Below are 21,963 nucleotides of genomic sequence, written 5' to 3'. Positions count from 1 at the left end.
TCACCAGCCCATCTCCATGAAGAACAGTGCAGCGATGGCGTCTATCAGGATCACCATGAAGATTGATTGCACGACACTAGACGTCGTGTGGTCGCCTACCGACTCAGCGCTACCGGCGACCTTGAACCCTTCATGGCAGCCGATAGCGGCGATCATCACCGCGAAGAGCGGGGACTTGCTCATTCCGACAAGAAAATGGCGCACCTCGATTTTTTCCTGCACGATGGCAAGGAACTGTGCGGGAGGAATTTCCAAGCTCAGTGCGCATACGGTGGCGCCGCCCGCAATGCCAGCCAAGATGCCTACTAAGGTGAGCAGTGGCAAGGACACAAGAAGCGCCAGCACGCGTGGCAGCACCAGTAACTCGATGGGGTCGAGCGCGTTGGAGCGAAGCGCATCGATCTCTTCATTTGCCTTCATCGAACCGATTTGGGCGGTGTACGCGCTTGCGGTACGGCCTGCAATCAATATGGCCGGGAGCAGCACTCCGAACTCGCGCATGAACGAGAAGGCGACCAGATGCACCGAGAAGATGCTCGCACCGAAGTTGGCCAGCACCGTTGCTCCCAGGAACGCCACCACCATTCCTACCATGAAGCTCAGTAGCGCCACGATGGGAATGGCGTCCACCGCTGATCGCTGGATTTGAGCGATCACCGAGGTCGCGCGCCAGCGACGCGGGTGACGAACGGTACGGCTCCATGTTTCGATGATCTGGCCCACGAACCCGGCCAGACCAAGACACGCACGACAGCCCTGTTCCAAGGTCAGGCCTATGCGTCCCAGACCGCGGAGCAGAGGATTCCCGCTCACCGCTGCTTTCTCCGTCTTCTGCTGATCGGTAGCAGCGGCGGCCAGCGCTCTCATTAGGGCGAGGCGATCCGAGGACAGATTTGGAGCTGCCTCCGGCCGGTCGAGTATCGAGTCTGGCCCGAGAATTTCCACCAGCAGAGCCGCGCCGGCGGTGTCCAGTCTCTGGACTTGCGTCCAGTCGAGTAAGGGAGTGGCGTACCCCTCGGCATGACTGATGCGGGCGGCGGACACGGATTTTGCCAGACTGGCGTAGTGCTCTATCGTCCAGTCGCCACCCGCCAGCCATTTGTGATCACCGCCGACCATGGCATCCTGCCGGAGCCAAGCCTGTGAAGCGTTGCTCATGGCTGCGTGTCCCGCCAAGCGCTGTCGATGCGCTCGATGCAGTTCGTGATCGCCGCTTTGGCATGACCCAGCAATGTGTACGAACCGGCGAACTCTTTAATGACGTTGCCGCGCTCGAAGCAACTGGCGGCAGCAACCCGGCGTCCCGTCCTTAAATCGACTGCTTCGAACTCTAGGCTGGCACCACCCGTCGTCACGGGTCCAACCAGCAGGGTCGTCATTGCATTGACTGCCCGATTCGGTGTCTGCAGTTCGGTGACCGCTACACGCACCCGAACCTGTCCCGCGCCACCTGGGGGGGCGGGACTTTTGCCTTCCTGGCGTTTCAGTTCGCTCGTCACATGGTCTAGCACTTCGCGCTGCTGCGCGTCATCGAGCCCATCGATGCGACCCGAGGCGGTCTTGATCTGCGCTTCTTCCACCACGACAGCGGCATAACGCTTGGGCTCGAATCCCGCTGCGCGGTACATCAGTACGTTCTCGTATCGTGTCGGCGATAACTTCTCGTAGTCGCCGAGAAATCCGGAGCGCGTCATGCTGTTGGTCGCGCATCCAGAGAGCGCGCCTGCTACGCAAAAAAAGATGCCGCCGCGGATCAATGCAGTTTTGCTCTTCATAATGGGTCTCCTTGATCAAACGAAACTAAGACAGGCAATGCCTGCTGCGATGAGGGCGGTGCCAGACCAGCGCGTTACCGATGCGACATCGCCTAGTAGGAGGGCGCCGACGCCCAAGTTTCCAAGTAGCCCGATTCCTGCCCAGGCTGCAGAGGCCGCGCTGATCGGAATCCGCTTGAGCGCGAACCACAAAAGTGCGCCGCTGGCCGCCATGCACGTCACTGCCACACAGAGGCCGACCCAGCGCATCGGACCGCCCGCCGTGATGGCCCGCAGGCCCAGTGGATAGCCCGCTCCTAGAACCCCTGCGGCAATGACAATCGACCAGGATTTCCAGATCAGCGGATGGGTGCTGAATCGCATAAGCCTAGCGAGACATACGCATGAAGCGTGGGTGCATACGAATTCTGAGAATGCGCAGCACGCGGCGGCTCGCAAGAGACTCATGAGCGATCTCCATGCGCGGTGGCGACACTCAGGTTCCACGGCCCAATTCGCTTGATTCCAAACAGGACTTCGTAAAGCAGCGGAATCAAGCCCAACGTCACCAGCGTTCCGAGTGCCAGCCCACCGATCATCGCGATCGCCATCCCTTTCCATAATGGTCCGGAGAAGAGCATGAGTGGCACCAGTCCCGAAATGCAGGTGACCTTGGTCATCACGATTGGACGAAGCCGTTGTATCGCGGCCCCAACCAAGGCTTCATGGCGTGGCAGGCCTTCCGCTAGCCCCTGGTCGATGCGTTCCAGCAAGAGCACGGCGTTGTTGACAATGATCCCGAACAGGGCCAGTACGCCGAAGGTCGCCATGAAGCTGAAAGGTGTGCCGGTCAGCTTCAGAGCCAATACCACGCCGATAAGCGTGAAAGGGATCGTCGCGAGGATCACACCGAGCTTGCGGAAAGAATTGAACTGCCATACGAACAGCATCAGCATCGCCAGAAATGCGAGGGGCATGTAGGTCGACAGCGCGGCGTTCGATTCGGCGGCTTCCTCGATCTCGCCGCCAAGTTCAACCGAGTAGCCCGCGGGCAGGTCCAGGGCAGCGACGCTAGGCGCCAGGCGGTTGATGATCTCCTGGGCGGTGTAAGAGGTGTTCTGTCCTTGCACGGTGATCGTGCGGATGAGATTGCGCCGTTGGATGACCGAGGGCTCGCTCGCGAGCGATACGTCTGCGACCTGAGCCAGCGTCACCGCTGGACCGCCGTTGGTGGGATAGATGAGCGTCGCGCCTACGTCTGCCGTGCTGCGACGCTCGCTTACGATACTGCGCAGGACGATCGGGACGGAGGTGTCACCGTCGCGAATAACCGAGATCGATCTGCCGCTGTAGCGGACATCCAGCCCGCCAGCGATGTCTTCAGTCGTCACGCCCGCCCGACGCGCGCGGTCCTGGTCGACCCGTACGTCGATGCGGCCAACGCGCGTATCCCAATCGTTCTTGACGTTGATGGTGCCGGGCAGCTTGCGCAGCGCTGCTTCGATTTTGGACGCGGCCCCCAACAATACCTCCTCATCCGGACCGCTGACGCGATAAATGGCAGTCCCTGACTCGGTCGCACCGAGCGAGAAACGCTTGGGCTCGGCGCGCACGTCGCCATGTGCTTGCGCAAAGTAGCTGCGGGTGCGGGCGAGGACGGCGTCGATGTCGCTCTTCGGCTTCAATGTGACAACGAAGTACGCGATGTTCGATGCCGGCAGTGGTGGATTCAGGCTAAGGATGAAGCGCGGGCCACCATCGGCGACGTAGCCGATGTGATCGGAGACTTCTGGATTGATGTTCGTGTCGCCCAGCCAACCACTGATCTGCTTCACGCGGGCGAGCGTTTCGCGCGAGTCGGTACCGGGGGCGAGCTGCACCGGAATCTGGAACTGAAGCCGGTCGGACTTGGGCATGAAATCGTACGGCAGGGTGGTGAAGCCATACAGCGCAATGGCAAGCGCCGCGATCATCGACGCTACATAGACCGCCTTATGGTGGAGCACCCACTCCAGTACGCGCCGGTAGCCACGGTAGAAGCGGGTGTCATAGGCGTCGCCCTGCTCCTGCTTGTGATGGGGTTTGGCGAAGTGGTAGCACAATAGGGGCGTGACAGTCAGGCACAGCAGCCACGAAGCGAACAACGTCAGTGCCAGCACGACCACGAGATTGTGCAGATACTCGCTCGTGGCGTTCTGGCCAAAAAAGAACGGCGAGAACACGATCACGATCACGAGCGAGGACGTGAGCAGCGGAATGGCGAGCGTGCGGCCCGCCTCGAGGCAGGCATGCTTACGATCTTCGCCACCGGCCAGGCGGCGTTCGATGTCTTCGGCAATCACAATGCCGTTGTCCACCAACAAGCCGAGCGCAATGATGATGGCGCCCATCGAGACGTTCTGAAGCTCGATGTTCATCGCGCGCATGACGATGAGTGCACTGAGGATCGTCAACGGCACGATCATGCCCACGATGATCCCGGTGCGCCAACCGAGAAATAGCACGACGACACCGAGGACGACGATGATCGTCTCCATCATGACGTGGTTCATTTTGCCCATCTCGTGCTTGACGACATCGGCCTGGAAAGTGACGTATGACAGATCGAAACCCGCCGGCAGCAGCTTCTCCTGGTCTGCAACCCGTGCTTTGAGCGCTTTTCCGAACTGCTCCACGTTCTGACCGGAGGCCATCGAAACCGCCATGACGACAGCGGGCTGGCCTTTGTAGATGGCAGCAGATTCCGGCGGATCGGCTGGCCGCACACTCACCTGCGCCAGTTCACCCAATGCGATCGTCGGCACGGGCGCCGTACTACTTTGCGGTCGTGGCAGCGCGATCGGCATTGCTCGCAGGGAGGGAGCGTCACGCACTTCGCCACTGACCGCCAAGGTTGCATTGATGCCGCCGACAACAATTTGTCCACCCGAAGCGACGACGTTCTGTTTGACGAGTTGGTCGATCACCCCCTGTGGTGTCAGCTCCAATCGCGCGAGCCTAGGCCGATCGAATTCGAGATAGACGCGCTCTTCCTGCAGGCCGTAGAAAGTGATGCGCTCAATACCAGGCACGGTGTACAGGCGGTCGCGCATCTGCTTGAGCGCGACGCGCATCTCGCTCATGGAGTAACCTGGTGCAGTGACCGCAATCGAGGCAACCGCGACGCGGCCGAAGTCTTCGTCGACGAAAGGCCCCATCGTGCTCTGTGGTAAGGCATCCTTCGAATCGGCGACCTTGGCCCGGACGCGCTGCCAGATCGGTGCCAAGTCGGTGTAGCGGTCCCAGATCGTGACCTGGATCATGGCGCTGCCTGCGCGCACGGTGCTCGTCACGCGCTTGACCTCTGCCAGTTCGCGCAAGCGCTCCTCGATCGGCCGGGCAATGAGTTGCTCAACGCGTTCGGCGGGCAGCCCCGGGTTCAACGCCGTGACCATCGCATCGCGGACCGTGACAGTCGGCTCCTCCTGAGAAGGAAAATTCAGGAAGGTCGCGATGCCGGCGACGAAAATGATGAGCGCTACAAAGTAGGTAAGTCGACTGGCGCGCAGCGCCATCTCGGTGATCTTCATGATGAAGTAACCTGGTGGATCGCGTTAGCGCTTGGTCAATTGAGTGGTGGCTTCCAGTGGTGTCACTGGCTGTCCATCGGTGAGCCATCCTCCTCCGGCGGCAACCACCGTCTCGCCGGGCTTGAGTCCAGCGAGGACGCGCGCGCTGTCTCCTTCCTGTACCGGCGTGAAGCGCACCGCGCGACGGTGCACCTTCTTATCTTCAGGGGTGTAGACGAAGACGGAAGCCTCGCCCGGCTTCGTGCCGAGCACCAGCGAGGCATAAGGTATGGATACAGTCTCGGGCCGAGAGGTCTTGGAGGTTGCCGCAGGTGCGTCGAGCACGACCTGTACGGGAATACCTGGCCGAAGTGCGCGCGCTTGCGCGTTATCTTCAGGCACTAGCACCACGGGTAGGAGCGAGCCATTTTCGGCGCGCAGACCGACACGACGTACCACCGCTCGGATTGGTTGTTCGGCTCCGCTCCAGCTCAGTTCTGCGCGTTGGCCGACATCTATGTGAGGTGCCTGTGTAGTAGACGCGTTCGCGATGATCTCAGTGCCACTGCGCACGCCGTCGACCTGAAATACCGGCGCACCAGCAGCAATGTCGGTGAACGCCAAAGCCAGCTTTTCCGCCACGACACCATCGAAAGGAGCGACGATCATCGTGCCACGTTGTGCTCGTTCGGCCAGGCCAAGCGCCGCCTTGGCAGTGCGCGCTTGACCCTCTGCGACCGCTAGCTGCGCCTTCGCGCTCTCGAACGCAGCAGGGGAGATGACTTCGCTTTCGAGCAACCGGCGCTGTTGATCTGTCTGTACACGTCGATCCATCAGGCCGGCTTCGGCGGCCGCCAGGGATGCTTGCGCTTGTGTCACGCGAAGCCGGTCAGGTTGCGCATCAAGTTCTGCCAGGACTTGGCCGCGGGAGAACCGTTCACCCACGTCGACGTTCAACTTGGCGATCCGTCCTCCTGTTTCAAATCCTAGGATGCTGCGCTCGGTTGCTCGCGCCGAGCCAGTCAATTCGATGCGAGAGCTATGCGGGAGATCCGACTGCGCGGCGGCGAGCTTCACTGCGCGCGGAGGCTCGGATACGGTGGATTGCGAGTTTCCGCACCCTGAGAGCAGAGTCGAAATGGATAGTGTGCAAGCAACCGCCAAGGAGCGCGGTGCGCACGCGGTCATGACACCGCTACGGACGCGACTCATGTGCGTCCTTTTGCCGGGACAAGTTCGAGATGGCCCGAGGCGAGATCCTGGAGCGCCCGAAAGAAATGCCGCCGCTCTGCGGGTGCGAGTATTGGCAAACCCAGAAGATCGGCGAACAGGGCGCCATCCAATGCCAGCATGATGAGTGCCGCGGTCTCGGTGCCACGCGGGGATCGACGCACGCGTTCGTACTGCACGCGGTAACACTCGCGCAGTGGGTCGAGAAGTGTTGGATCTTCCGCAGCTGCCGCGAGCAGCGCTGCGCCCATCTTCTGCATCTCGTCGTCGGGCATCGCTTCCACCTGGCTCGACAGCCAGGGGTCCGGATCTCCGGCAAACCTGCGCTCGTGATTGGCTTGTACCGCGTCGAACGCCCGGATCATCTCGTCGATCAGTGTCACGAACAAATCGCGTTTGGTCTTGAAGTGATAGAGAAACGCCCCTTTGCTCAACCCGGCCCGCACAACGACGGCGTCCAGTGTCAAGCGACTGGCACCTTCCTCCAGCACCAGTTCGCGGGCGGCCTGCAGGATGCGGTCGCGAGTTCGCTGGGCTCCTTGCTGGAGGCCGGGCTGCGCATCGGCGCTGCTATGGGCAGTGGACGGGGGGGGCAACTTTGTTTTCGCGCGGGGCGGCATGGTCGTGCTCCAAAAAAGCTTGAGTCATATACAGTCCAGACGGTATAGTAGAAGCCATACAACAGTCCGTCAAGACTTTTTCGGAGCGCAAGGAGCTGCCATGTCTCAAATTCTTGAACGCTATCGCCTCATTGCCATGATTTCTCCGCTACTGCTTCTTGCGGCCTGCAGCCATGCCCCGCACTCTGCCGATCCACCTCGCCTGGATGTACCGGCCCATTTCTCAAATGAAGAGGGAGGTGAAGGCATCTTGGACAAATCGTCCCGCCGTACTCTTCCCGTCGATTGGTGGACGGCCTACGGCGATCCGCACCTCAATGCCTTGGTCCGGGCGGCGCTGGAGCGCAATACCGAACTGACGATTGCGCGAGCGCGCGTGGACGAGGCATCGGCCGCCACGCGGCGAGCACGGGCCTCCCTGCTCCCCTCGTTGTCCGCGGGCACGCAGGCAACTCGAGGACGCGACTATTCAGAGAACGTTGCAATCGGCAATGATGGCCGCGCCACGTTGTCCGCATCGTGGGAGGCAGACCTGTCGGGACGGCTTTCGCAGGCAGCAGAAGGTGCGCGCCTGGATGCGGTGGCAGCCGAACAAGCGTGGGTTGCCACGCGGTGGCAGGTCGCGTTTGAAACAGTGTCGGCGGCTGTGCAGCAGCGCCAAGCCAGTGAGCTCGAAGCGCTAGCCGCGGCGCGGCTGGCATCCGCAGAACGACTCGTCTTGCTGATGCAACGGAAGTTCGAGGCCGGACAAGCTACCGGCTTCGACATCGAGCGTACCCGCGCCGGCGTCGTCGCACTGCGCGTGGAGCAAGAGCAACTGCGGCGTGCGCGCGGCGAGGCGACGCATGCACTCGATGTACTAGTGGGACAAACGCCCGGAGCGCCTGCAGCTTCCCCAACTCTTGCGTCGCTCGCCGTCCCGGACTGGACACCGACACGCATACCTGCGGACCTGCTGAGTGAGCGGCCCGACGTGCGCGCCGCCGAAGCGAAGTTCGCCGCCGAAACCGCGCGCTGGAACGCAGCCGAAGGCGAACGCTTCCCCAGGCTGGTGTTGGACCTGAGCGGCGGACGGCAGCGCGTAGAGAGTGTGGGAACCCGCATCACTGGAAACATTTTTTCACTTGGGGCCGGGGTGTCGTTGCCGATCTTCGATGGTGGCGCGATCCGTGCCGGCATCGAGACCGGAGAGGCGCGCAGCCGAGCTGCCCGTGCGGAGTTCGAGCGCACTTTGTTGAGTGCTTTGCAGGACGTAGAGAACGCATATCTCGGTTGGCATACGCAGCACGCAGCACTGGAGCATCAGGCCGAGGGTGTCGCAGTCGCGGAGCGTCAGCTCGATCGCAGCCGACGTCTGTTCGAGGCGGGACAAGTGGACGCCACGGTGGTGGCCGAGGCTGAGGCCGGGGTGCTGTCAGCGCAGGCTTCGCTGATCCGCACGCGGGCCGAGACAGCCATGCAATGGGGCGTCCTGGCAAAAGCATTATCCGGCTCTCCTGTTTGATCGCAGAAACATGCTGGAGCAGCTTGCGAAGGCTAGCTAAATAGCGTGACGCAAGGCGAAGGTGGTGAGGCCTGAGTGATGAGGAATGCGAACATGGAAATTCGACACCTGCGCTACTTTCTGGCGGTGGCAGAGGAGCTGCACTTTGCCCGAGCCGCAGAGCGCCTCCACATAGAGACATCGCCGCTGTCGCGCGCCATCAAGGAACTTGAGGAAGAGTTGGGCGTAGCGCTATTTGCGAGAACCACTCGGAGCACCCGCTTGACTCGTGCGGGCAGGCTCTTCTTTGAGAGCGTGCCGCGTGTCTTCGCAGCTTTGCAGCAGGCGCGCGACAGTGTGAACGCCGCAGCCAATGGCTTTCATTGCCAGCTCCGTATTGCATTGTCTGATGGAATCACGCCATCGCGCCTGCCTGCGTTGTTGGCGCTCTGCCGGCAGGAAGAGCCGGAAGTGGAAGTTCGCTTCTTCGAGGTGCCTTTGGCACAGCAAATCAAGGGATTGTGTGGCGAACTGTACGATCTCGGCTTCGCTCAATCGGATGAAGTCGGCGAAGGCATCATCGCCGTGCCGGTGTGGAGTGACCCTCTGATGGTAGCTGTGCCCGCACGGCACCCCTTGCTATCCCACAAACAGATTCCCCTAGAAGAGCTGTTGCGGTATCCGCTGGTGCTCTGCGACGCGGTGGCGTGTGAGGGCCATGCTCGGCAAGTTGAACGGGTGCTACGTCGCGTGGACATAGAGCCACTGATTGCCGAACGCGTGACTTCCAGCGATCTAATGATGGTCCTGGTTTCGGCGGGACTTGCACTAGGCCTCACAGGAGGCGCGCATATCACAGCCAGCAGGGAACAGGGGGTGGTCGCACGGCCGCTGACTGGACGTTCGCCAATGCTCACGACCTATCTACTACGGCCGGCCAGCGAGCCGTCAGAAATGCTGACTCGCTTCATGGAACGCGTTCATTCGATCAAATCTCCAGATGCCAAAGGTCGGCGGTAAACCATCACACAATCTCCCAAAGAAAATTAACCATGAAGAAGATTGCTCTCATATTGCTTTCCTCGACATTGGCAGCCTGCAGCCCATCTGGGAAACCAGATAAAGCCAACCTTCCGACAGTCGATGAATTAGCGCTCAATCCTGAGCGTCTGAAAGAGTTGCGCAAGCAATGCAAGTTGGATCGACCAATGCTGGGCGACCAACTATGTAACCGGGTTGCCGAGGCTACGCGAAAGCGCTTTTACGAAGATGGCGATGTGCCCCACACCACGCCTAAAGAGCCGCCGAAGTTCTAAGCTGGTGGTCATGCCGGAGTATGTATGCCGGATATGAAAAATTTGAAGGAGAATCGCAATGGGTTGGATCTATCTTGTTTTGGCTGGATTGTTTGAAATCGGATGGCCGGTCGGGCTGAAAATGGCGCAAGAGCCAACATCGCGTTGGAGTGGGGTCGCAGTAGCCGTCTCTTTCATGACAATTAGCGGCGCCTTCCTATGGCTTGCTCAGCGTCAGATACCGATTGGGACTGCTTATGCGGTGTGGACGGGTATCGGAGCGGCGGGAACTTTCTTAGTCGGAATTCATTTCTATGGCGACCCAACCTCCCTGATGCGATACCTTGGCGTGGCGTTGATCATCCTGGGCGTTATCACGCTCAAGTTATCGAGTTGATCGCTAGCTCCATTGGTAGCGTAGTCGCTAGGCGACCCAGCTCCCAGAGTGGATCGGGCGCTGGGAACTCGTACGGTCACCTCCTCTCTCTAGTCGCTATGTGACGAGCTTGCCGGCGCCTCGGGAGAGTTCGAGCCAGTGCGCGTAAGGCGGTGGGAGCACCCATTCCGGGTGGCTCCACCTTCAGTGCCTGCGCCAAGGTGACCTGAGTACGAACTTTGTAGCCAGTCAGGCAGTGAGTTCGGAGGGGATGCTATCGGATTGGATCCAGTTGCGCCGGATCGTCGCCGGCGGTTTGTAAGCATGCGCGCTATGCGGCCGCTGCTCGTTGTAGAACTGTCGCCAACGTTCGATCAGCACCTTCGCTTCGGTCCGACTGCGGAACCATTCGCGGTTGAGCAGTTCGTCGCCCATCGTTGCCTGCGAAGTCAGGACCAGCAGAATCCTGAGGGGAGTTCTCATCATGGTTTTCTCCGTTCAGACGCTTGGGATCAAGCGGCCGGAGACCACTACGCCTGCTTGGCTTTGCGCGCTGCCTCGACCAAGCTGTCGAGCCAGTCCTGATGGCCGTTGATCATCGGGTTGGGTTTGGCGTTGTGCAGCTCCTCGGCCGGTTTGCCCTTCTGAGTTTCCTGCGTGAGGATGCGCACGCGCCTGCCGTCCAGGTTCTCAACCAGCCAGGCGTGATGCACATCCAGGCGCGTATCTGTGCCTTCCTCGCCGGACCAGCCGTGCCAGGCCACGCGGCCGGGTTGCCCATCCGCAGGTGGCACGTATTCGTTGCACTGCCCCTCTACCGGGAAGCCGAAGGTCTCGAAGTAAAACCGATCGCCGTCGGCCAGTACCGGGCCTTTGCCGTCATGAAAGCACACGTTAGCCGAGTTGGCGTAGTAGCTTGGCCACAGCGATGGTGTGACGAGTAGAGGCCATACGTCGGCCGCGCTCAAGCCGGCGGCGATGATCTCATTGGAGGCGAAATTCTCAGTAAAGCCCGGCGTGTAGCCTTCGGGCCAGAGGATGGCGTTCTGTTGCTTGCTCATATCGAAGCTCCTTCACAAAATGTCGATGACGCAACAGGGGTGGCTGCGTCATTCAAGTGGTCATGGAGCAAATCATGAGCCTCCATCTGCAATAAGTGAAATCCTAAGTTTCTATTTTTGATATCATAAAATATGATATCAAGGCCTAGGTTCTGCCATCCACCGACTAGGCTATCTCGCAGCGGCGCTACGAAAGGGCGCGTCTCCAATTGAGCCGACTGATTGCTTATTTGTAGTGCGAGGTAGAGTTGTGCTGAGCATGACGATAGGAGCGATCTTGCCTACTTGTTGTTAGCACAGGAAGTGAACAGCAGTGCTCGTATCCAGCGATGTGCTGGATCGTGATGGGTGCGTTCGTGCCAAGCAGCCGTCTTGGTGAACCCCGGTATCTTCACCGGCGGCAGGGAGATAGCCAGCTTGTCCATACCGGCGACCAAGCGGCTCGGCAAGATCGCAACCATGTCACTGGCACGCAGGATGTCTGGCAAGATCAGAAAGCTCTTGACCGACAGTGTGACGCTGCGTCGTTTGCCCAACTGTTCTAGCGCATCGTCGGTGACGCCGCGGAAACCTCCACCATCGTAGGAAACAAGCGCATGGTCGAGAGCACAGAACTGTTTAACGGTCAGCTTGCGCCCCATAGCCGCAGGATGGTCTTCCCGCAGGACACACACATAGTGTTCCTTGAACAGCTCTCGGGCATGCAGATTTGGCGGAGTGATCTCTGGCGTCAGGAGGGCTAAATCGATCTGACCGCGCTCAAGCTGGTTCTGTAGCTGCCCGCTCTCGACTGGCACTAATGAGACTCGTACACGCGGTGCGTGCCGTTTAAGTGCCGATAGAAATGGGACAGCAACGGCACGCAGCGCATAGTCCGTCGCGGCGATGGAGAAGGTCAGTTGTGCGGTGGCCGGATTGAAGGAAGGTGGCTGGAGCAGCGCGTCGATTTCGGCGAGCACCTGCTTGACAGGCATCCCTAGATCCAGCGCCCGCTGCGTTGGAACGATACCCCGCTGCGAGCGCGCGAAAAGCGGGTCACCGAAGCTCTCGCGCAACCGCGTCAGCATGCCACTCAAGGCCGGCTGGGTTAGTCCCAGACGGGCCGCCGCCCGTGTCACATTGCGTTCGTCTAACAATGCGTCCAGCGCCTTGAGCAAGTTGAGATCCATACTCTTGATATTTTTCATTTTTATTCCAATCTTAAATATCATCGTTTTTCATGATATCTAAATATTGCCTATGAGTGGAAGCAAGGCCCATTGACGGCTTTTTTTGGGTAACTTGCTTGGAACTCTGTATGCGCCGCAGTGCGCTTTCGCTTGCGGCGCTTTTCTTTGACTCGCCACCGCGCTCATTCTTTCTTTTCCCTCGACCATTGTGCTGCGAACGGTCTTTGACCGGCACTAGCCCAGAACCGATCCTGACGCCTGCGACACCCCCTGTGCAACGCTTTCAATGAGACACCAGCGCAGGAGAAATCGGAGGACAGGTCATGCAAGGGACGAACGTTCTGTTCGGCCAGATCGCTGTGGTAATCGGCATCGTGATCGCCGGCGTCTGGGGCGCCACACAATGGACAGCAGCGACCCTTGGCTATCAAGTACGCCTCGGATCGCCCTGGTTCGATCTTCTAGGTGTACCGGTTTATCACCCGTGGCGCTTGTTCGAATGGTGGTTCTTCTTTGATGCCTACGCGCCGCACGTCTTCGACACAGGCGGTGCGATTGCGGGTGGTAGCGGTTTGTTCGCTTTACTCGTCGCCATCGCCATGTCGGTATGGCGTTCTCGGCAGTCGCGGCTGGTTACGACTTATGGTTCGGCACGCTGGGCCGATGCCGTCGACATCCGCAAAGCTGGACTGACCCTCCCGGCGGGCGTCTTCCTCGGCCAACACGACGACCAATACCTCCGACATGAGGGGCCGGAACATGTCCTGAGCTTCGCACCCACGCGCTCGGGCAAGGGCGTGGGCTTGGTGGTGCCTACGTTGCTTTCGTGGCCGGCGTCCGCCGTCATTCACGACATTAAGGGAGAGAACTGGAAGATCACGGCGGGCTGGCGTTCGCGCTTTTCGCACTGCCTGCTTTTCAACCCCACCGATAGGCAGTCGGCCGCCTACAACCCGCTGCTTGAAGTCCGGCGCGGCGCACATGAAGTGCGCGACGTGCAGAACATCGCCGACATTCTGGTTGACCCTGAAGGTGCGTTAGAGAAGCGCAATCATTGGGAGAAGACCAGCCACGCGCTACTGGTCGGTGCAATCTTGCATGTTCTGTACGCAGGCGAGGACAAGACGCTGCGCGGCGTCGCCAACTTCCTCAGCGACCCGGCGTGTCCGTTCGAGCTGACGCTGCACCGGATGATGACGACGAAGCACCTGGGCGATGCGCCTCACCCGGTTGTCGCATCCGCTGCCCGCGAAGTGCTCAACAAGTCGGACAACGAGCGATCGGGCGTGCTCTCCACCGCCATGTCGTTTCTCGGCCTGTACCGCGACCCGACCGTGGCCGAAGTCACATCGCGCTGCGATTGGCGCATCGCCGACCTGATTTCCGCCGAGCACCCGGTATCGCTCTATCTGGTGGTGCCGCCCTCCGACATAAGCCGCACCAAGCCGCTGATCCGGCTCATCTTGAACCAGATCGGGCGGCGGCTGACCGAATCGCTCGACGGCAGCGATGGCATCGCGCGCCGGCACAAGCTGCTGCTGATGCTGGACGAGTTTCCGGCGCTGGGTCGCCTCGATTTTTTCGAGTCCGCGCTTGCCTTCATGGCCGGCTACGGCATCCGCAGCTTTCTCATCGCTCAAAGCCTGAACCAGATCGACAAGGCGTATGGGCAGAACCATTCCATCCTCGACAACTGCCATGTCCGGGTGACTTTCGCCACCAACGACGAAAGGACGGCGAAAAGGATTTCCGAAACCCTCGGCACCGCCACCGAGCTTCGCGCGCAGCGCAACTACGCGGGCCACCGCCTCGCTCCGTGGCTGGGGCACCTGATGGTGTCGCGTCAGGAAACTGCACGTCCGCTGCTGACGCCCGGCGAGGTGATGCAGCTTCCACCTGAGGACGCCGTAGTCATGGTGTCCAGCGTTGCCCCGATCCGCGCGAAGAAGCTGCGTTACTACGTCGACGCCAATTTCAAGGATCGCGTCCTGCCACCGCCCGTGCTCGCAGTCGGGAGGTACGCCGACGCGCCGCCAGCCCGCCCCGACGACTGGAGCGGCTTGGCGATCCCGGCCGTACCTACGGCGCCGACCTCGGTATCCGCCGATGGTCCGGGCGGCACCGATGACGGCGGCCCGCGCCGCCAGCTCGAACTCTCCGAAACCGTCGCCTACGAGCCCGAGTTGGACGCGTGTGCGAACGACCTGGAGCTGCTCGATGACGACGACCTGGCGCTCCCGCTTCCCGGCCAGCTCGACCCGGCCATGCAGCGCACGGCCCGGCTGGCTTCTCTCGACCCCAACGACGGAATCGACCTATGAGCCAATACCGCCTCAATCTTTTCATCCAGCCCGAGCACGCCAAGCGCCTGGATGAACTTGCCGCCAAGAAAGGCGTGTCCAAGTCCTCCATCGTCGCAGCGGCCTTGGCGTCCTGGCTGTCACCCGATGCGGGCGACCAGCGTGAGGCCGCCATTGCCAAGCGGCTGGATCGACTGTCGCGGCAGACCGAACGCATGGAGCGCGACCAGAACATCCAGATCGAAACGCTGGCGCTGTTCATCCGCTATTTCTTGACCATCAGCACGCCGGTGCCAGAAGCCCACAAGGACGCGGCCCGCGCCCAGGGCAAAGCGCGCTTCGAGCAGTTCGTCGAGCAGTTGGGTCGCCACCTGCTGCGTGGCCGCAGTCTGGTGCGCGACGTGGTGGAGGAACTGCACCCCGATCCGATGCGGATGGATGACGCAGCAGCGATGGCGTCCGCCGATGAGCGAGCTGCAGAGCGTGCGTCATGAGTGCCGTTCCGCAGATTCCGCCTGAATCTCGCTCATCCGCCGCGGCGTCCCAGGATCGCCGCATCCAGATGCTGCGCACGGCGATGGGGCCGCTGATCGCCGCTGCGCTCGAAGATCCGGATGTTGTGGAAATCATGCTCAACCCCGATCGCACCCTGTGGGTGGATCGGCTGTCGTCGGGTCGCTCGCCGCTGGGCGTGGAGATGCCCGAGGCCGATGGTGAACGCATCATCCGCCTGGTCGCCGCGCATGTCGGCGCGGAGGTGCATCGCGGCCAGCCGCTCTTGACCGCCGAGTTGCCGGAAACCGGCGAGCGTTTCGAGGGCATCCTGCCTCCGGCCGCCCCGGGGCCAGCCTTCGCGCTACGCAAGCGGGCCGTGAGCATCATCGGCCTGGATCGCTACGTGGCCGACGGCATCCTGACCGCCGGGCAGGCCGAGTTCCTGCGCCGCGCCGTGCGCGAGCGGCAGAACATCCTGATCGCCGGCGGCACCAGCACCGGCAAGACCACGCTGGCGAACGCGCTGCTGGCCGAGATCGCCGCCACAGGCGACCGCGTGCTGGTGCTCGAAGACACCATCGAGCTGCAATGCGCGGCCCGCGACCATGTGCCGCTGCGCACCCGCGCCGGCGTCGTCACAATGACCGAGCTGGTGCGGGCCACGATGCGCCTGCGGCCTGACCGCGTGATCGTCGGCGAAGTGCGTGGCGGCGAAGCCCTGGACTTGGTGAAGGTCTGGGGCACCGGCCACCCCGGCGGCATTGCCACCATCCATGCCGGCTCCGCCTTGGGCGCACTGCTGCGTCTGGAGCAACTGATCCTCGAAGTGGCAGTGAATCCGCCCCGCGCCCTGATCGCCGAGGCGGTCAACGTGGTGATTCACATCGCAGGCCGTGGCCGCAAACGTCACGTCGAAACCATCTCCCGTGTCGTCGGCTTCGACGGTGCGGGCTATCGCCTGACAGATGCGCTGGAAACGCCGTTTCCCGAGCTGCCGCCGGTTCCTCTTGCAGCCGCTGCCGCTGCGCCTTCCTCGACCCCTGACCAACCTGGAGAACTGCCATGACGCACGTTGATGCTTTCCGTCTTTCCGTAAATCCTATTTCTCGCCTGTCCAGCATGGCGCGGCTGCGCCACCTGGCCCGTCCCGCAGGGCAAGGGCTGCTGCTGGCCGCGCTGATGCTGTTGCTGGCGGGCACGGCGCAGGCCGCCGGTTCCTCGATGCCGTGGGAAGGGCCGCTGACCTCCATCCTCGAATCCATCCAAGGGCCAGTCGCCCGGATCGTGGCGGTGATCATCATCATCTCGACGGGGCTTGCGCTGGCGTTCGGTGATACCAGCGGCGGCTTTCGCAAGCTGATCCAGATCGTGTTCGGCCTGTCCATCGCGTTCGCCGCGTCCTCGTTCTTCCTGTCGTTCTTCAGCTTCTCCGGAGGGGCCGTCGTATGAGTAAGGCCACCGATCTTCCGGGCTTTGAAGTGCCGCTGCATCGCTCGCTGACCGAGCCGATCCTGCTGGGCGGTGCGCCGCGCACCGTGGCGATTGCCAACGGCACGCTAGCCGCCGCCGTCGGGCTGGGCCTGCAACTGTGGATTCCCGGCGTGGTGCTCTGGATCGTCGGCCACTCGCTGGCCGTATGGGGTGCGCGCGTCGATCCGCAGTTCATGCAGGTCTTCGCGCGGCATATCAAACACCGCCCGCTTCTGGACGTGTGAGGGGAGGACGCCATGCTGAACCTTGCCGAATATCGTCAGCGCCCGGCCTTGCTTGCCGACTGGCTGCCCTGGGCCGGGCTGGTCGCGCCGGGCGTTGTGCTGAACAAAGATGGTTCGTTTCAACGCACGTTCCAGTTTCGCGGCCCCGACTTGGACAGTGCGACACAGGGCGAGCTGATTGCCACGTCGGCGCGGCAGAACAACGCGCTTCGCCGTACCGGGTCTGGCTGGGCCTTCTATATCGAGGCCGAGCGGATGCGGGCATCGAGCTATCCGCAATCCTCCTTTCCCGAACCACTGTCCTGGCTGGTGGATGAGGAGCGACGCGCGGCGTTCGAGGAGTCGGATGGCCATTTCGAGAGCGTCTATCACTTCACGTTGCAACACCTACCGCCGCAAGAGTCTCGCGCCCGTGCGGCTGGGATGCTGTACGAGAACCGGCCCACTGAGGGTGTGGACTGGCGTGGTCGGCTTGATTCCTTCGTGGCAGAGACCGATCGCGTGTTCGACCTGCTCGATGGTGTGATGCCGGAGATTGCCTGGCTGGACGATAGCCAGACGCTGACCTACCTGCATGCCACAGTCTCCACGCGGCGCTATCGCGTCGGCGTGCCCGACGTGCCGTTCCATATCGACGCACTGCTGGCCGATGCCGCGCTGGTCGGCGGCCTGGCGCCCATGCTGGGCGATCAGCACCTGCGCGTGGTGTCGGTACGAGGCTTCCCGACCTCGACCTGGCCGGGGATCTTGGACGACCTCAACCGCCTGGGCTTTGCGTATCGCTGGAGTACGCGCTTCCTGTGCCTGGACAAAGCCGAGGCGGAACGGGAATTGGGGCGCTTGCGGCGCCAATGGTTCGCCAAGCGCAAGAACGTCATCGCGCTGCTGCGCGAAACGATCTTTCAGCAGGAAAGCCCGCTGGTCGATACCGATGCCAGCAACAAGGCCGCCGACGCCGATGCCGCCTTGCAGGAGCTGGGCAGCGATCAAGTCGCCTTCGGCTACCTCACCGCCACGGTGACGGTGCTCGACGCCGACCCGGCCGTGGCCGACGAGAAGCTGCGCATGGTGGAGCGCGTCATCCAGGGCCGGGGTTTCGTGACCATCCCCGAAACCCTCAACGCAGTCGATGCCTGGCTGTCGTCCGTCCCCGGCAACGCATACGCGAACGTGCGTCAGCCCATCGTTTCGACGCTGAACCTGGCGCACATGATGCCGATGTCAGCGGTATGGGCTGGGCCGGAGAAGAACGAACACCTCGATGGCCCGCCGCTGATCGTCACCCGCACCGATGGCGCGACGCCGTTCCGGCTGGTGACGCACATCGGCGACGTGGGGCACACCCTTGTCGCCGGGCCGACCGGCATGGGCAAGTCGGTGCTGCTCGCCATATTGGCCATGCAGTTCCGGCGCTACTTCGGCTCGCGGATCTTCGCCTTCGACATGGGGCGCTCGATGCGCGCCACCATCCTCGGCCTTGGCGGTGAGCACTACGACCTCGGTGCCGATGGCGGCATCGCCTTCCAGCCACTCGCGCGAATAGCCCACGAGGGCTACCGCACCTGGGCCGCCGAATGGGTGGAGGGCCGGCTGCTGCACGAAGGCGTGACGGTCGGCCCGGACGAGAAGGCTGCCATTTGGTCGGCGCTGCGAAGCCTTGCCGGTGCGCCAGTGGAGCAGCGCACCATGACCGGCTTGTCGGTGTTATTGCAGTCCAACGCGCTGCGCCAAGCGCTCGCGCCCTATGTGTTGGGCGGCGCCCACGGCAAGCTGCTGGACGCTGACCACGACCGGCTGGGCATGGCCGACGTGCAGGGCTTTGAGATGGAAGAACTGATGCACAGCCCCGCCGCCGTGCAAGCAGTGCTGCGCTACCTGTTCGCCCGCTTCGACGAACGTTTTGACGGCGCGCCCACGCTGCTGATCCTCGATGAAGCGTGGCTGTTCCTCGATGAGCCGTCCTTCGCGGCCCGCATCCGGCAATGGCTCAAGACGCTCAGAAAAAAGAACGTCAGCGTCATCTTTGCCACGCAGTCGCTGGCCGACATCAAGGACTCGACCATCGCGCCAGCCATCATCGAAAGCTGCGCGAGCAGGATCTTCTTACCTAACCCGCAGGCCACCGAGCCGCAGATTCGCACGATCTACGAAGGCTTCGGCTTGAACAGCCGCCAGATTGAGATCGTGGCGACCGCACAGCCCAAGCGCGATTACTACTACCAGTCGCGCCTCGGCAATCGCCTGTTCGACCTCGACCTGGGGCCTGTCGCGCTCGCATTCGCGGGCGCATCCACCCCTCAAGACCAACGCGATATTGACCGCGTGCTGACGCAGGCCGGCGCTCCCGGCTTCGCCGGCGCGTGGCTGCGCCATCGCGGCCTCGGCTGGGCCGCCGACCTGCTGCCGTCCGCTCCGGCGGCAGCTTCCTTTCTCGCTTCTCAACCGCTGGAGGTTTCACCATGAAGACCAAGCCCCGTTTGCTCTCTGTCTCACTCGCTGCCGTGCTGTCGGTATCGCTGCTGGCCGTGCAGCCCGCATCCGCGCTGACGGTGTTCGACCCGTCCAACTTCGTGCAGAACACGCTGACCGCCGTGCGCACGCTGGAACAGATCAACAACCAGATCAACCAGCTTCAGAACGAGGCGCAGATGTTGATGAACCAGGCCAGGAACCTGGCAAATCTCGACTTCAACATCGTCAACCGCCTGCGCTCGACGCTCGCCACCACCGAGCGCCTGATCGCCGAGGCGCGCGGCTTGGCCTACGACGTGCAGAGCATGGATGCCACGTTCGCCCGCCTGTACCCGGAACAGTACGCCGCCACCATCAGCGGCGACCGCATGGCACAGGACGCCCGCGAACGCTGGCAGAACACCTTGAACGGCTTGCACACCGCGATGCGGATGCAGGCGCAGGTGTCGCAGAACCTCGCCCAAGACGAAAGCGCGCTGGCCGATCTCGTGAGCCAGAGCCAGTCGGCCACCGGCGCGCTGCAAGCGATGCAGGCGACGAACCAGCTCCTGGCTTTGCAGGCCAAGCAGTCGATCCAGGCGCAGCAGCTCCAGATCACGCAAGACCGGGCCGCTTCACTGGAACTGGCGCGGCAAGCGGCGGCTATGGAGCGCGCCCGCGAAGTGCGGCGGCGCTTTCTGGGCACCGGCACGCCGTACACGCCGCAGTCCGTCAACTTCTATAACAACTGACCGGAGGCGGCCATGCGATGCGCTTCCGTCCTGATGGCCGTGCTGCTGACCGCGTGCGGCCAGCAGCCGGCCGAGAACCTGGCCGACGCCCTGGCCGCAGATCCGGTGCGGCTCAAGGCGTTGCGCGGGCAATGCGCGGCCGACCGGCAGGCCGTGGGCGAGGATGCCTGCCGCGCCGCCGCTGAAGCCTTCCGGCGGCGCTTCTTCGCCGGCCATACCGGGCCGGATGAATACAACTCGCTGGCTGAACTCCCGCCGATTCCGCCGAGCTTCGATACGCCCGCAGATGAATTGCCAGAGGGCGCCGTTCCGCTCACTCCGCCCGAGGATTCGCCATGAACGACGTGACCATCATCGACCGTTTCCTCGATACGTTCTCGCGCTACATCGACTCGGGCTTCGGCTTATTGCAGGGCGAAGTGGCATTTCTCACCGCCACGCTCATCGTCATCGACATGACGATCGCTGGCCTGTATTGGGCCATGAGCCACGCCACCGGCCAGGGCGACGACGTGATCGCCAAGCTGCTGCGCAAGGTGCTCTGTGTCGGCGCGTTCGCCTACATCATCGGCAACTTCAACTGGCTGGCGAGCATCGTGTTCCGCTCGTTCGCCGGCTTGGGAATTACCGCTACCGGCTCGGCCATCACGATGGAGAACTTCCTTCAGCCGGGCCGGCTGGCGAAGACCGGCATCGACGCAGCCGCGCCGATTCTGGAACAGATCGGGGACATGGCTGGGTTCCCCGAGGTGTTCGTGAACATCGACCCTATCGTGGTTCTGTTCATCGCCTGGCTGGTGGTGATCCTCTGCTTCTTCGTGCTGGCCGTACAGCTTTTCATCACGCTGATCGAGTTCAAACTGACTACGCTCGCCGGCTTCGTCTTGATCCCGTTTGCACTCTGGAACAAGACCTCGTTCCTCGCGGAAAAGGTGCTAGGCAACGTGGTGTCGTCAGGCATCAAGGTCTTGGTGCTGGCCGTCATCGTCGGCATCGGTTCAGGCCTGTTCGCCGAGTTCCAGGTGCATCCCGACGAACCATCCATCGACCACGCGCTGGTCGTGATGCTGGCCTCGCTCGCGCTGCTGGCGCTGGGCATTTTCGGCCCCGGTATCGCCACCGGCCTGGTGTCCGGTGCGCCACAGCTTGGTGCGGGCGCGATGGCTGGTGCTGCGGTCGGGGCTGTCGGCACCGGCGTTGCCATCGGCGCCGCCGTAACGGGCGTGGGCGGCGCCGTCATGGCCGGGGCACGAATGGCCCCGGCGGCCGCAAAGCTGGCCGGTGCCGGTGCGCGTGCCGCGACTTCGGCGGCCGGCAGTGCCCGATCGGCGTTCCAGGCCGGTTCCGCTGCGGCCGGCGGCGGTGCCAAGGGCGCGGCGGCTGGCCTCGGCAATGTCGCCAAGACTGGCGCACAAGCCGCAGGCCGCAGCGTCACCTCTGGTGCTTCCGCTGTTGGGCAGAAGGTGGCCGACTCCTTCCGCGCTGGCTGGAACGGCACAGAAGCCGGCAGCGACGGTGCTGGCCCCGGCCAGACCGCAGACGGCACCGCAGGCTCGCAGAAGCAACAGCAACCGGCCTGGGCCAAGCGGATGCACCGCCGCCAGCAGGCTACCCATGCCGCGACCACTGCCGCCCACACGCTGCGCGGCGGCGACGGCGGCGGCTCCGGGCAAGGCCCGAGCCTGCGGGATTCCGATACCTAACCTTCAAGGAG

Annotated in this window: 21 protein-coding genes and 1 pseudogene; 13 read left to right on the top strand and 9 right to left on the bottom strand. The window is 62.5% G+C overall.

Features of this window, described 5'->3' with window-relative positions; translation table 11 throughout:
• The 6 genes from ACVCAM_RS14280 to ACVCAM_RS14255 form a co-directional block, all read right to left on the bottom strand.
• Complete coding sequence (locus tag ACVCAM_RS14280; protein WP_000063629.1) at nucleotides 1-1,158, bottom strand: MlaE family ABC transporter permease; 1,158 nt, start codon at nucleotides 1,156-1,158, stop codon at nucleotides 1-3.
• The gene (locus tag ACVCAM_RS14275) at nucleotides 1,155-1,775 is read right to left on the bottom strand and encodes a DUF3313 family protein (protein ID WP_000837791.1); all 621 of its coding nucleotides are present in this window, start codon (nucleotides 1,773-1,775) and stop codon (nucleotides 1,155-1,157) included. Before ACVCAM_RS14275 ends, ACVCAM_RS14280 begins: the two co-directional genes overlap by 4 nt.
• 15 nt (nucleotides 1,776-1,790) lie before the next feature.
• Nucleotides 1,791-2,138: a DMT family transporter gene (locus tag ACVCAM_RS14270; RefSeq protein WP_038421338.1), complete on the bottom strand. Its 348-nt coding sequence runs from the start codon at nucleotides 2,136-2,138 to the stop codon at nucleotides 1,791-1,793.
• A gap of 80 nt (nucleotides 2,139-2,218) precedes the next feature.
• Nucleotides 2,219-5,323: an efflux RND transporter permease subunit gene (locus ACVCAM_RS14265; RefSeq protein WP_003092293.1), complete on the bottom strand. Its 3,105-nt coding sequence runs from the start codon at nucleotides 5,321-5,323 to the stop codon at nucleotides 2,219-2,221.
• A gap of 24 nt (nucleotides 5,324-5,347) precedes the next feature.
• Nucleotides 5,348-6,490 (bottom strand): efflux RND transporter periplasmic adaptor subunit, encoded by a 1,143-nt coding sequence (locus tag ACVCAM_RS14260; protein ID WP_223294861.1) that lies wholly within the window; start codon nucleotides 6,488-6,490, stop codon nucleotides 5,348-5,350.
• 20 nt (nucleotides 6,491-6,510) lie between these two features.
• Nucleotides 6,511-7,152, bottom strand: a complete 642-nt coding sequence (locus ACVCAM_RS14255; RefSeq protein ID WP_024944154.1) for a TetR/AcrR family transcriptional regulator — start codon at nucleotides 7,150-7,152, stop codon at nucleotides 6,511-6,513.
• A gap of 100 nt (nucleotides 7,153-7,252) precedes the next feature.
• Between ACVCAM_RS14255 and ACVCAM_RS14250 the strand changes: the two genes are divergently transcribed.
• From ACVCAM_RS14250 to ACVCAM_RS14235, 4 genes are all read left to right on the top strand, one after another.
• Complete coding sequence (locus tag ACVCAM_RS14250) at nucleotides 7,253-8,656, top strand: efflux transporter outer membrane subunit (RefSeq protein WP_000078291.1); 1,404 nt, start codon at nucleotides 7,253-7,255, stop codon at nucleotides 8,654-8,656.
• A gap of 93 nt (nucleotides 8,657-8,749) precedes the next feature.
• On the top strand, nucleotides 8,750-9,655 hold the full coding sequence (locus tag ACVCAM_RS14245) for a LysR family transcriptional regulator (protein WP_000405670.1): 906 nt from the start codon (nucleotides 8,750-8,752) through the stop codon (nucleotides 9,653-9,655).
• A 32-nt stretch (nucleotides 9,656-9,687) separates the two neighbouring features.
• Nucleotides 9,688-9,951 carry an EexN family lipoprotein gene (locus ACVCAM_RS14240; RefSeq protein ID WP_000717310.1) on the top strand — a complete coding sequence of 88 codons (264 nt, stop codon included), beginning with the start codon at nucleotides 9,688-9,690 and terminating at the stop codon, nucleotides 9,949-9,951.
• A gap of 58 nt (nucleotides 9,952-10,009) precedes the next feature.
• A complete protein-coding gene (locus ACVCAM_RS14235) occupies nucleotides 10,010-10,327 on the top strand; it encodes a DMT family transporter (RefSeq protein WP_000539741.1) in 318 nt (105 codons plus the stop codon).
• A 228-nt stretch (nucleotides 10,328-10,555) separates the two neighbouring features.
• Here the strand turns inward: ACVCAM_RS14235 and ACVCAM_RS14230 are convergent.
• The 3 genes and pseudogenes from ACVCAM_RS14230 to ACVCAM_RS14220 all read right to left on the bottom strand — a co-directional run.
• Nucleotides 10,556-10,735: pseudogene (locus ACVCAM_RS14230) on the bottom strand (integrase core domain-containing protein); the annotation flags it as partial.
• Nucleotides 10,736-10,836: 101 nt separating this feature from the next.
• On the bottom strand, nucleotides 10,837-11,367 hold the full coding sequence (locus ACVCAM_RS14225; protein ID WP_000043569.1) for a hypothetical protein: 531 nt from the start codon (nucleotides 11,365-11,367) through the stop codon (nucleotides 10,837-10,839).
• 281 nt (nucleotides 11,368-11,648) lie between these two features.
• Nucleotides 11,649-12,554, bottom strand: a complete 906-nt coding sequence (locus ACVCAM_RS14220) for a LysR family transcriptional regulator (protein ID WP_023093368.1) — start codon at nucleotides 12,552-12,554, stop codon at nucleotides 11,649-11,651.
• A gap of 305 nt (nucleotides 12,555-12,859) precedes the next feature.
• Here ACVCAM_RS14220 and ACVCAM_RS14215 point away from each other — a divergent pair, with 305 nt between their 5' ends.
• From ACVCAM_RS14215 to trbL, 9 genes are read left to right on the top strand one after another with little or no spacing between them, the layout of a single operon-like run.
• Nucleotides 12,860-14,857 (top strand): conjugal transfer protein TraG, encoded by a 1,998-nt coding sequence (locus ACVCAM_RS14215; protein ID WP_001163195.1) that lies wholly within the window; start codon nucleotides 12,860-12,862, stop codon nucleotides 14,855-14,857.
• Nucleotides 14,854-15,330, top strand: a complete 477-nt coding sequence (locus tag ACVCAM_RS14210; protein WP_000085131.1) for a ribbon-helix-helix protein, CopG family — start codon at nucleotides 14,854-14,856, stop codon at nucleotides 15,328-15,330. The genes ACVCAM_RS14215 and ACVCAM_RS14210 overlap by 4 nt, the downstream gene beginning before the upstream one ends.
• Nucleotides 15,327-16,397 (top strand): P-type conjugative transfer ATPase TrbB, encoded by a 1,071-nt coding sequence (gene trbB, locus ACVCAM_RS14205; RefSeq protein WP_023093367.1) that lies wholly within the window; start codon nucleotides 15,327-15,329, stop codon nucleotides 16,395-16,397. The genes ACVCAM_RS14210 and trbB overlap by 4 nt, the downstream gene beginning before the upstream one ends.
• Nucleotides 16,394-16,780 (top strand): TrbC/VirB2 family protein, encoded by a 387-nt coding sequence (locus ACVCAM_RS14200; protein WP_000150010.1) that lies wholly within the window; start codon nucleotides 16,394-16,396, stop codon nucleotides 16,778-16,780. Before trbB ends, ACVCAM_RS14200 begins: the two co-directional genes overlap by 4 nt.
• Nucleotides 16,777-17,046 (top strand): VirB3 family type IV secretion system protein, encoded by a 270-nt coding sequence (locus ACVCAM_RS14195; protein ID WP_003092280.1) that lies wholly within the window; start codon nucleotides 16,777-16,779, stop codon nucleotides 17,044-17,046. Before ACVCAM_RS14200 ends, ACVCAM_RS14195 begins: the two co-directional genes overlap by 4 nt.
• Before the next feature lie 12 nt (nucleotides 17,047-17,058).
• Nucleotides 17,059-19,509, top strand: a complete 2,451-nt coding sequence (trbE, locus tag ACVCAM_RS14190; protein WP_000933135.1) for a conjugal transfer protein TrbE — start codon at nucleotides 17,059-17,061, stop codon at nucleotides 19,507-19,509.
• Complete coding sequence (gene trbJ / locus ACVCAM_RS14185; protein WP_003092277.1) at nucleotides 19,506-20,249, top strand: P-type conjugative transfer protein TrbJ; 744 nt, start codon at nucleotides 19,506-19,508, stop codon at nucleotides 20,247-20,249. The genes trbE and trbJ overlap by 4 nt, the downstream gene beginning before the upstream one ends.
• A gap of 12 nt (nucleotides 20,250-20,261) precedes the next feature.
• Nucleotides 20,262-20,588, top strand: a complete 327-nt coding sequence (locus ACVCAM_RS14180; protein WP_014603538.1) for a hypothetical protein — start codon at nucleotides 20,262-20,264, stop codon at nucleotides 20,586-20,588.
• A complete protein-coding gene (gene trbL / locus ACVCAM_RS14175) occupies nucleotides 20,585-21,952 on the top strand; it encodes a P-type conjugative transfer protein TrbL (RefSeq protein WP_023093366.1) in 1,368 nt (455 codons plus the stop codon). The genes ACVCAM_RS14180 and trbL overlap by 4 nt, the downstream gene beginning before the upstream one ends.
• Nucleotides 21,953-21,963 lie beyond the last annotated feature (11 nt).

The sequence above is a fragment of the Enterobacter sp. CFEC122 genome, from assembly GCF_052983755.1.
This window is presented reverse-complemented; position numbering and strand designations above follow the sequence as displayed.

Coding starts and splice junctions, on each gene's coding strand:
- ACVCAM_RS14280 (WP_000063629.1), bottom strand. CDS start 1,158: ATGAGCAACGCTTCACAGGCTTGGCTCCGGCAGGATGCCATGGTCGGC.
- ACVCAM_RS14275 (WP_000837791.1), bottom strand. CDS start 1,775: ATGAAGAGCAAAACTGCATTGATCCGCGGCGGCATCTTTTTTTGCGTA.
- ACVCAM_RS14270 (WP_038421338.1), bottom strand. CDS start 2,138: ATGCGATTCAGCACCCATCCGCTGATCTGGAAATCCTGGTCGATTGTC.
- ACVCAM_RS14265 (WP_003092293.1), bottom strand. CDS start 5,323: ATGAAGATCACCGAGATGGCGCTGCGCGCCAGTCGACTTACCTACTTT.
- ACVCAM_RS14260 (WP_223294861.1), bottom strand. CDS start 6,490: ATGACCGCGTGCGCACCGCGCTCCTTGGCGGTTGCTTGCACACTATCC.
- ACVCAM_RS14255 (WP_024944154.1), bottom strand. CDS start 7,152: ATGCCGCCCCGCGCGAAAACAAAGTTGCCCCCCCCGTCCACTGCCCAT.
- ACVCAM_RS14250 (WP_000078291.1), top strand. CDS start 7,253: ATGTCTCAAATTCTTGAACGCTATCGCCTCATTGCCATGATTTCTCCG.
- ACVCAM_RS14245 (WP_000405670.1), top strand. CDS start 8,750: ATGGAAATTCGACACCTGCGCTACTTTCTGGCGGTGGCAGAGGAGCTG.
- ACVCAM_RS14240 (WP_000717310.1), top strand. CDS start 9,688: ATGAAGAAGATTGCTCTCATATTGCTTTCCTCGACATTGGCAGCCTGC.
- ACVCAM_RS14235 (WP_000539741.1), top strand. CDS start 10,010: ATGGGTTGGATCTATCTTGTTTTGGCTGGATTGTTTGAAATCGGATGG.
- ACVCAM_RS14225 (WP_000043569.1), bottom strand. CDS start 11,367: ATGAGCAAGCAACAGAACGCCATCCTCTGGCCCGAAGGCTACACGCCG.
- ACVCAM_RS14220 (WP_023093368.1), bottom strand. CDS start 12,554: ATGAAAAATATCAAGAGTATGGATCTCAACTTGCTCAAGGCGCTGGAC.
- ACVCAM_RS14215 (WP_001163195.1), top strand. CDS start 12,860: ATGCAAGGGACGAACGTTCTGTTCGGCCAGATCGCTGTGGTAATCGGC.
- ACVCAM_RS14210 (WP_000085131.1), top strand. CDS start 14,854: ATGAGCCAATACCGCCTCAATCTTTTCATCCAGCCCGAGCACGCCAAG.
- trbB (WP_023093367.1), top strand. CDS start 15,327: ATGAGTGCCGTTCCGCAGATTCCGCCTGAATCTCGCTCATCCGCCGCG.
- ACVCAM_RS14200 (WP_000150010.1), top strand. CDS start 16,394: ATGACGCACGTTGATGCTTTCCGTCTTTCCGTAAATCCTATTTCTCGC.
- ACVCAM_RS14195 (WP_003092280.1), top strand. CDS start 16,777: ATGAGTAAGGCCACCGATCTTCCGGGCTTTGAAGTGCCGCTGCATCGC.
- trbE (WP_000933135.1), top strand. CDS start 17,059: ATGCTGAACCTTGCCGAATATCGTCAGCGCCCGGCCTTGCTTGCCGAC.
- trbJ (WP_003092277.1), top strand. CDS start 19,506: ATGAAGACCAAGCCCCGTTTGCTCTCTGTCTCACTCGCTGCCGTGCTG.
- ACVCAM_RS14180 (WP_014603538.1), top strand. CDS start 20,262: ATGCGATGCGCTTCCGTCCTGATGGCCGTGCTGCTGACCGCGTGCGGC.
- trbL (WP_023093366.1), top strand. CDS start 20,585: ATGAACGACGTGACCATCATCGACCGTTTCCTCGATACGTTCTCGCGC.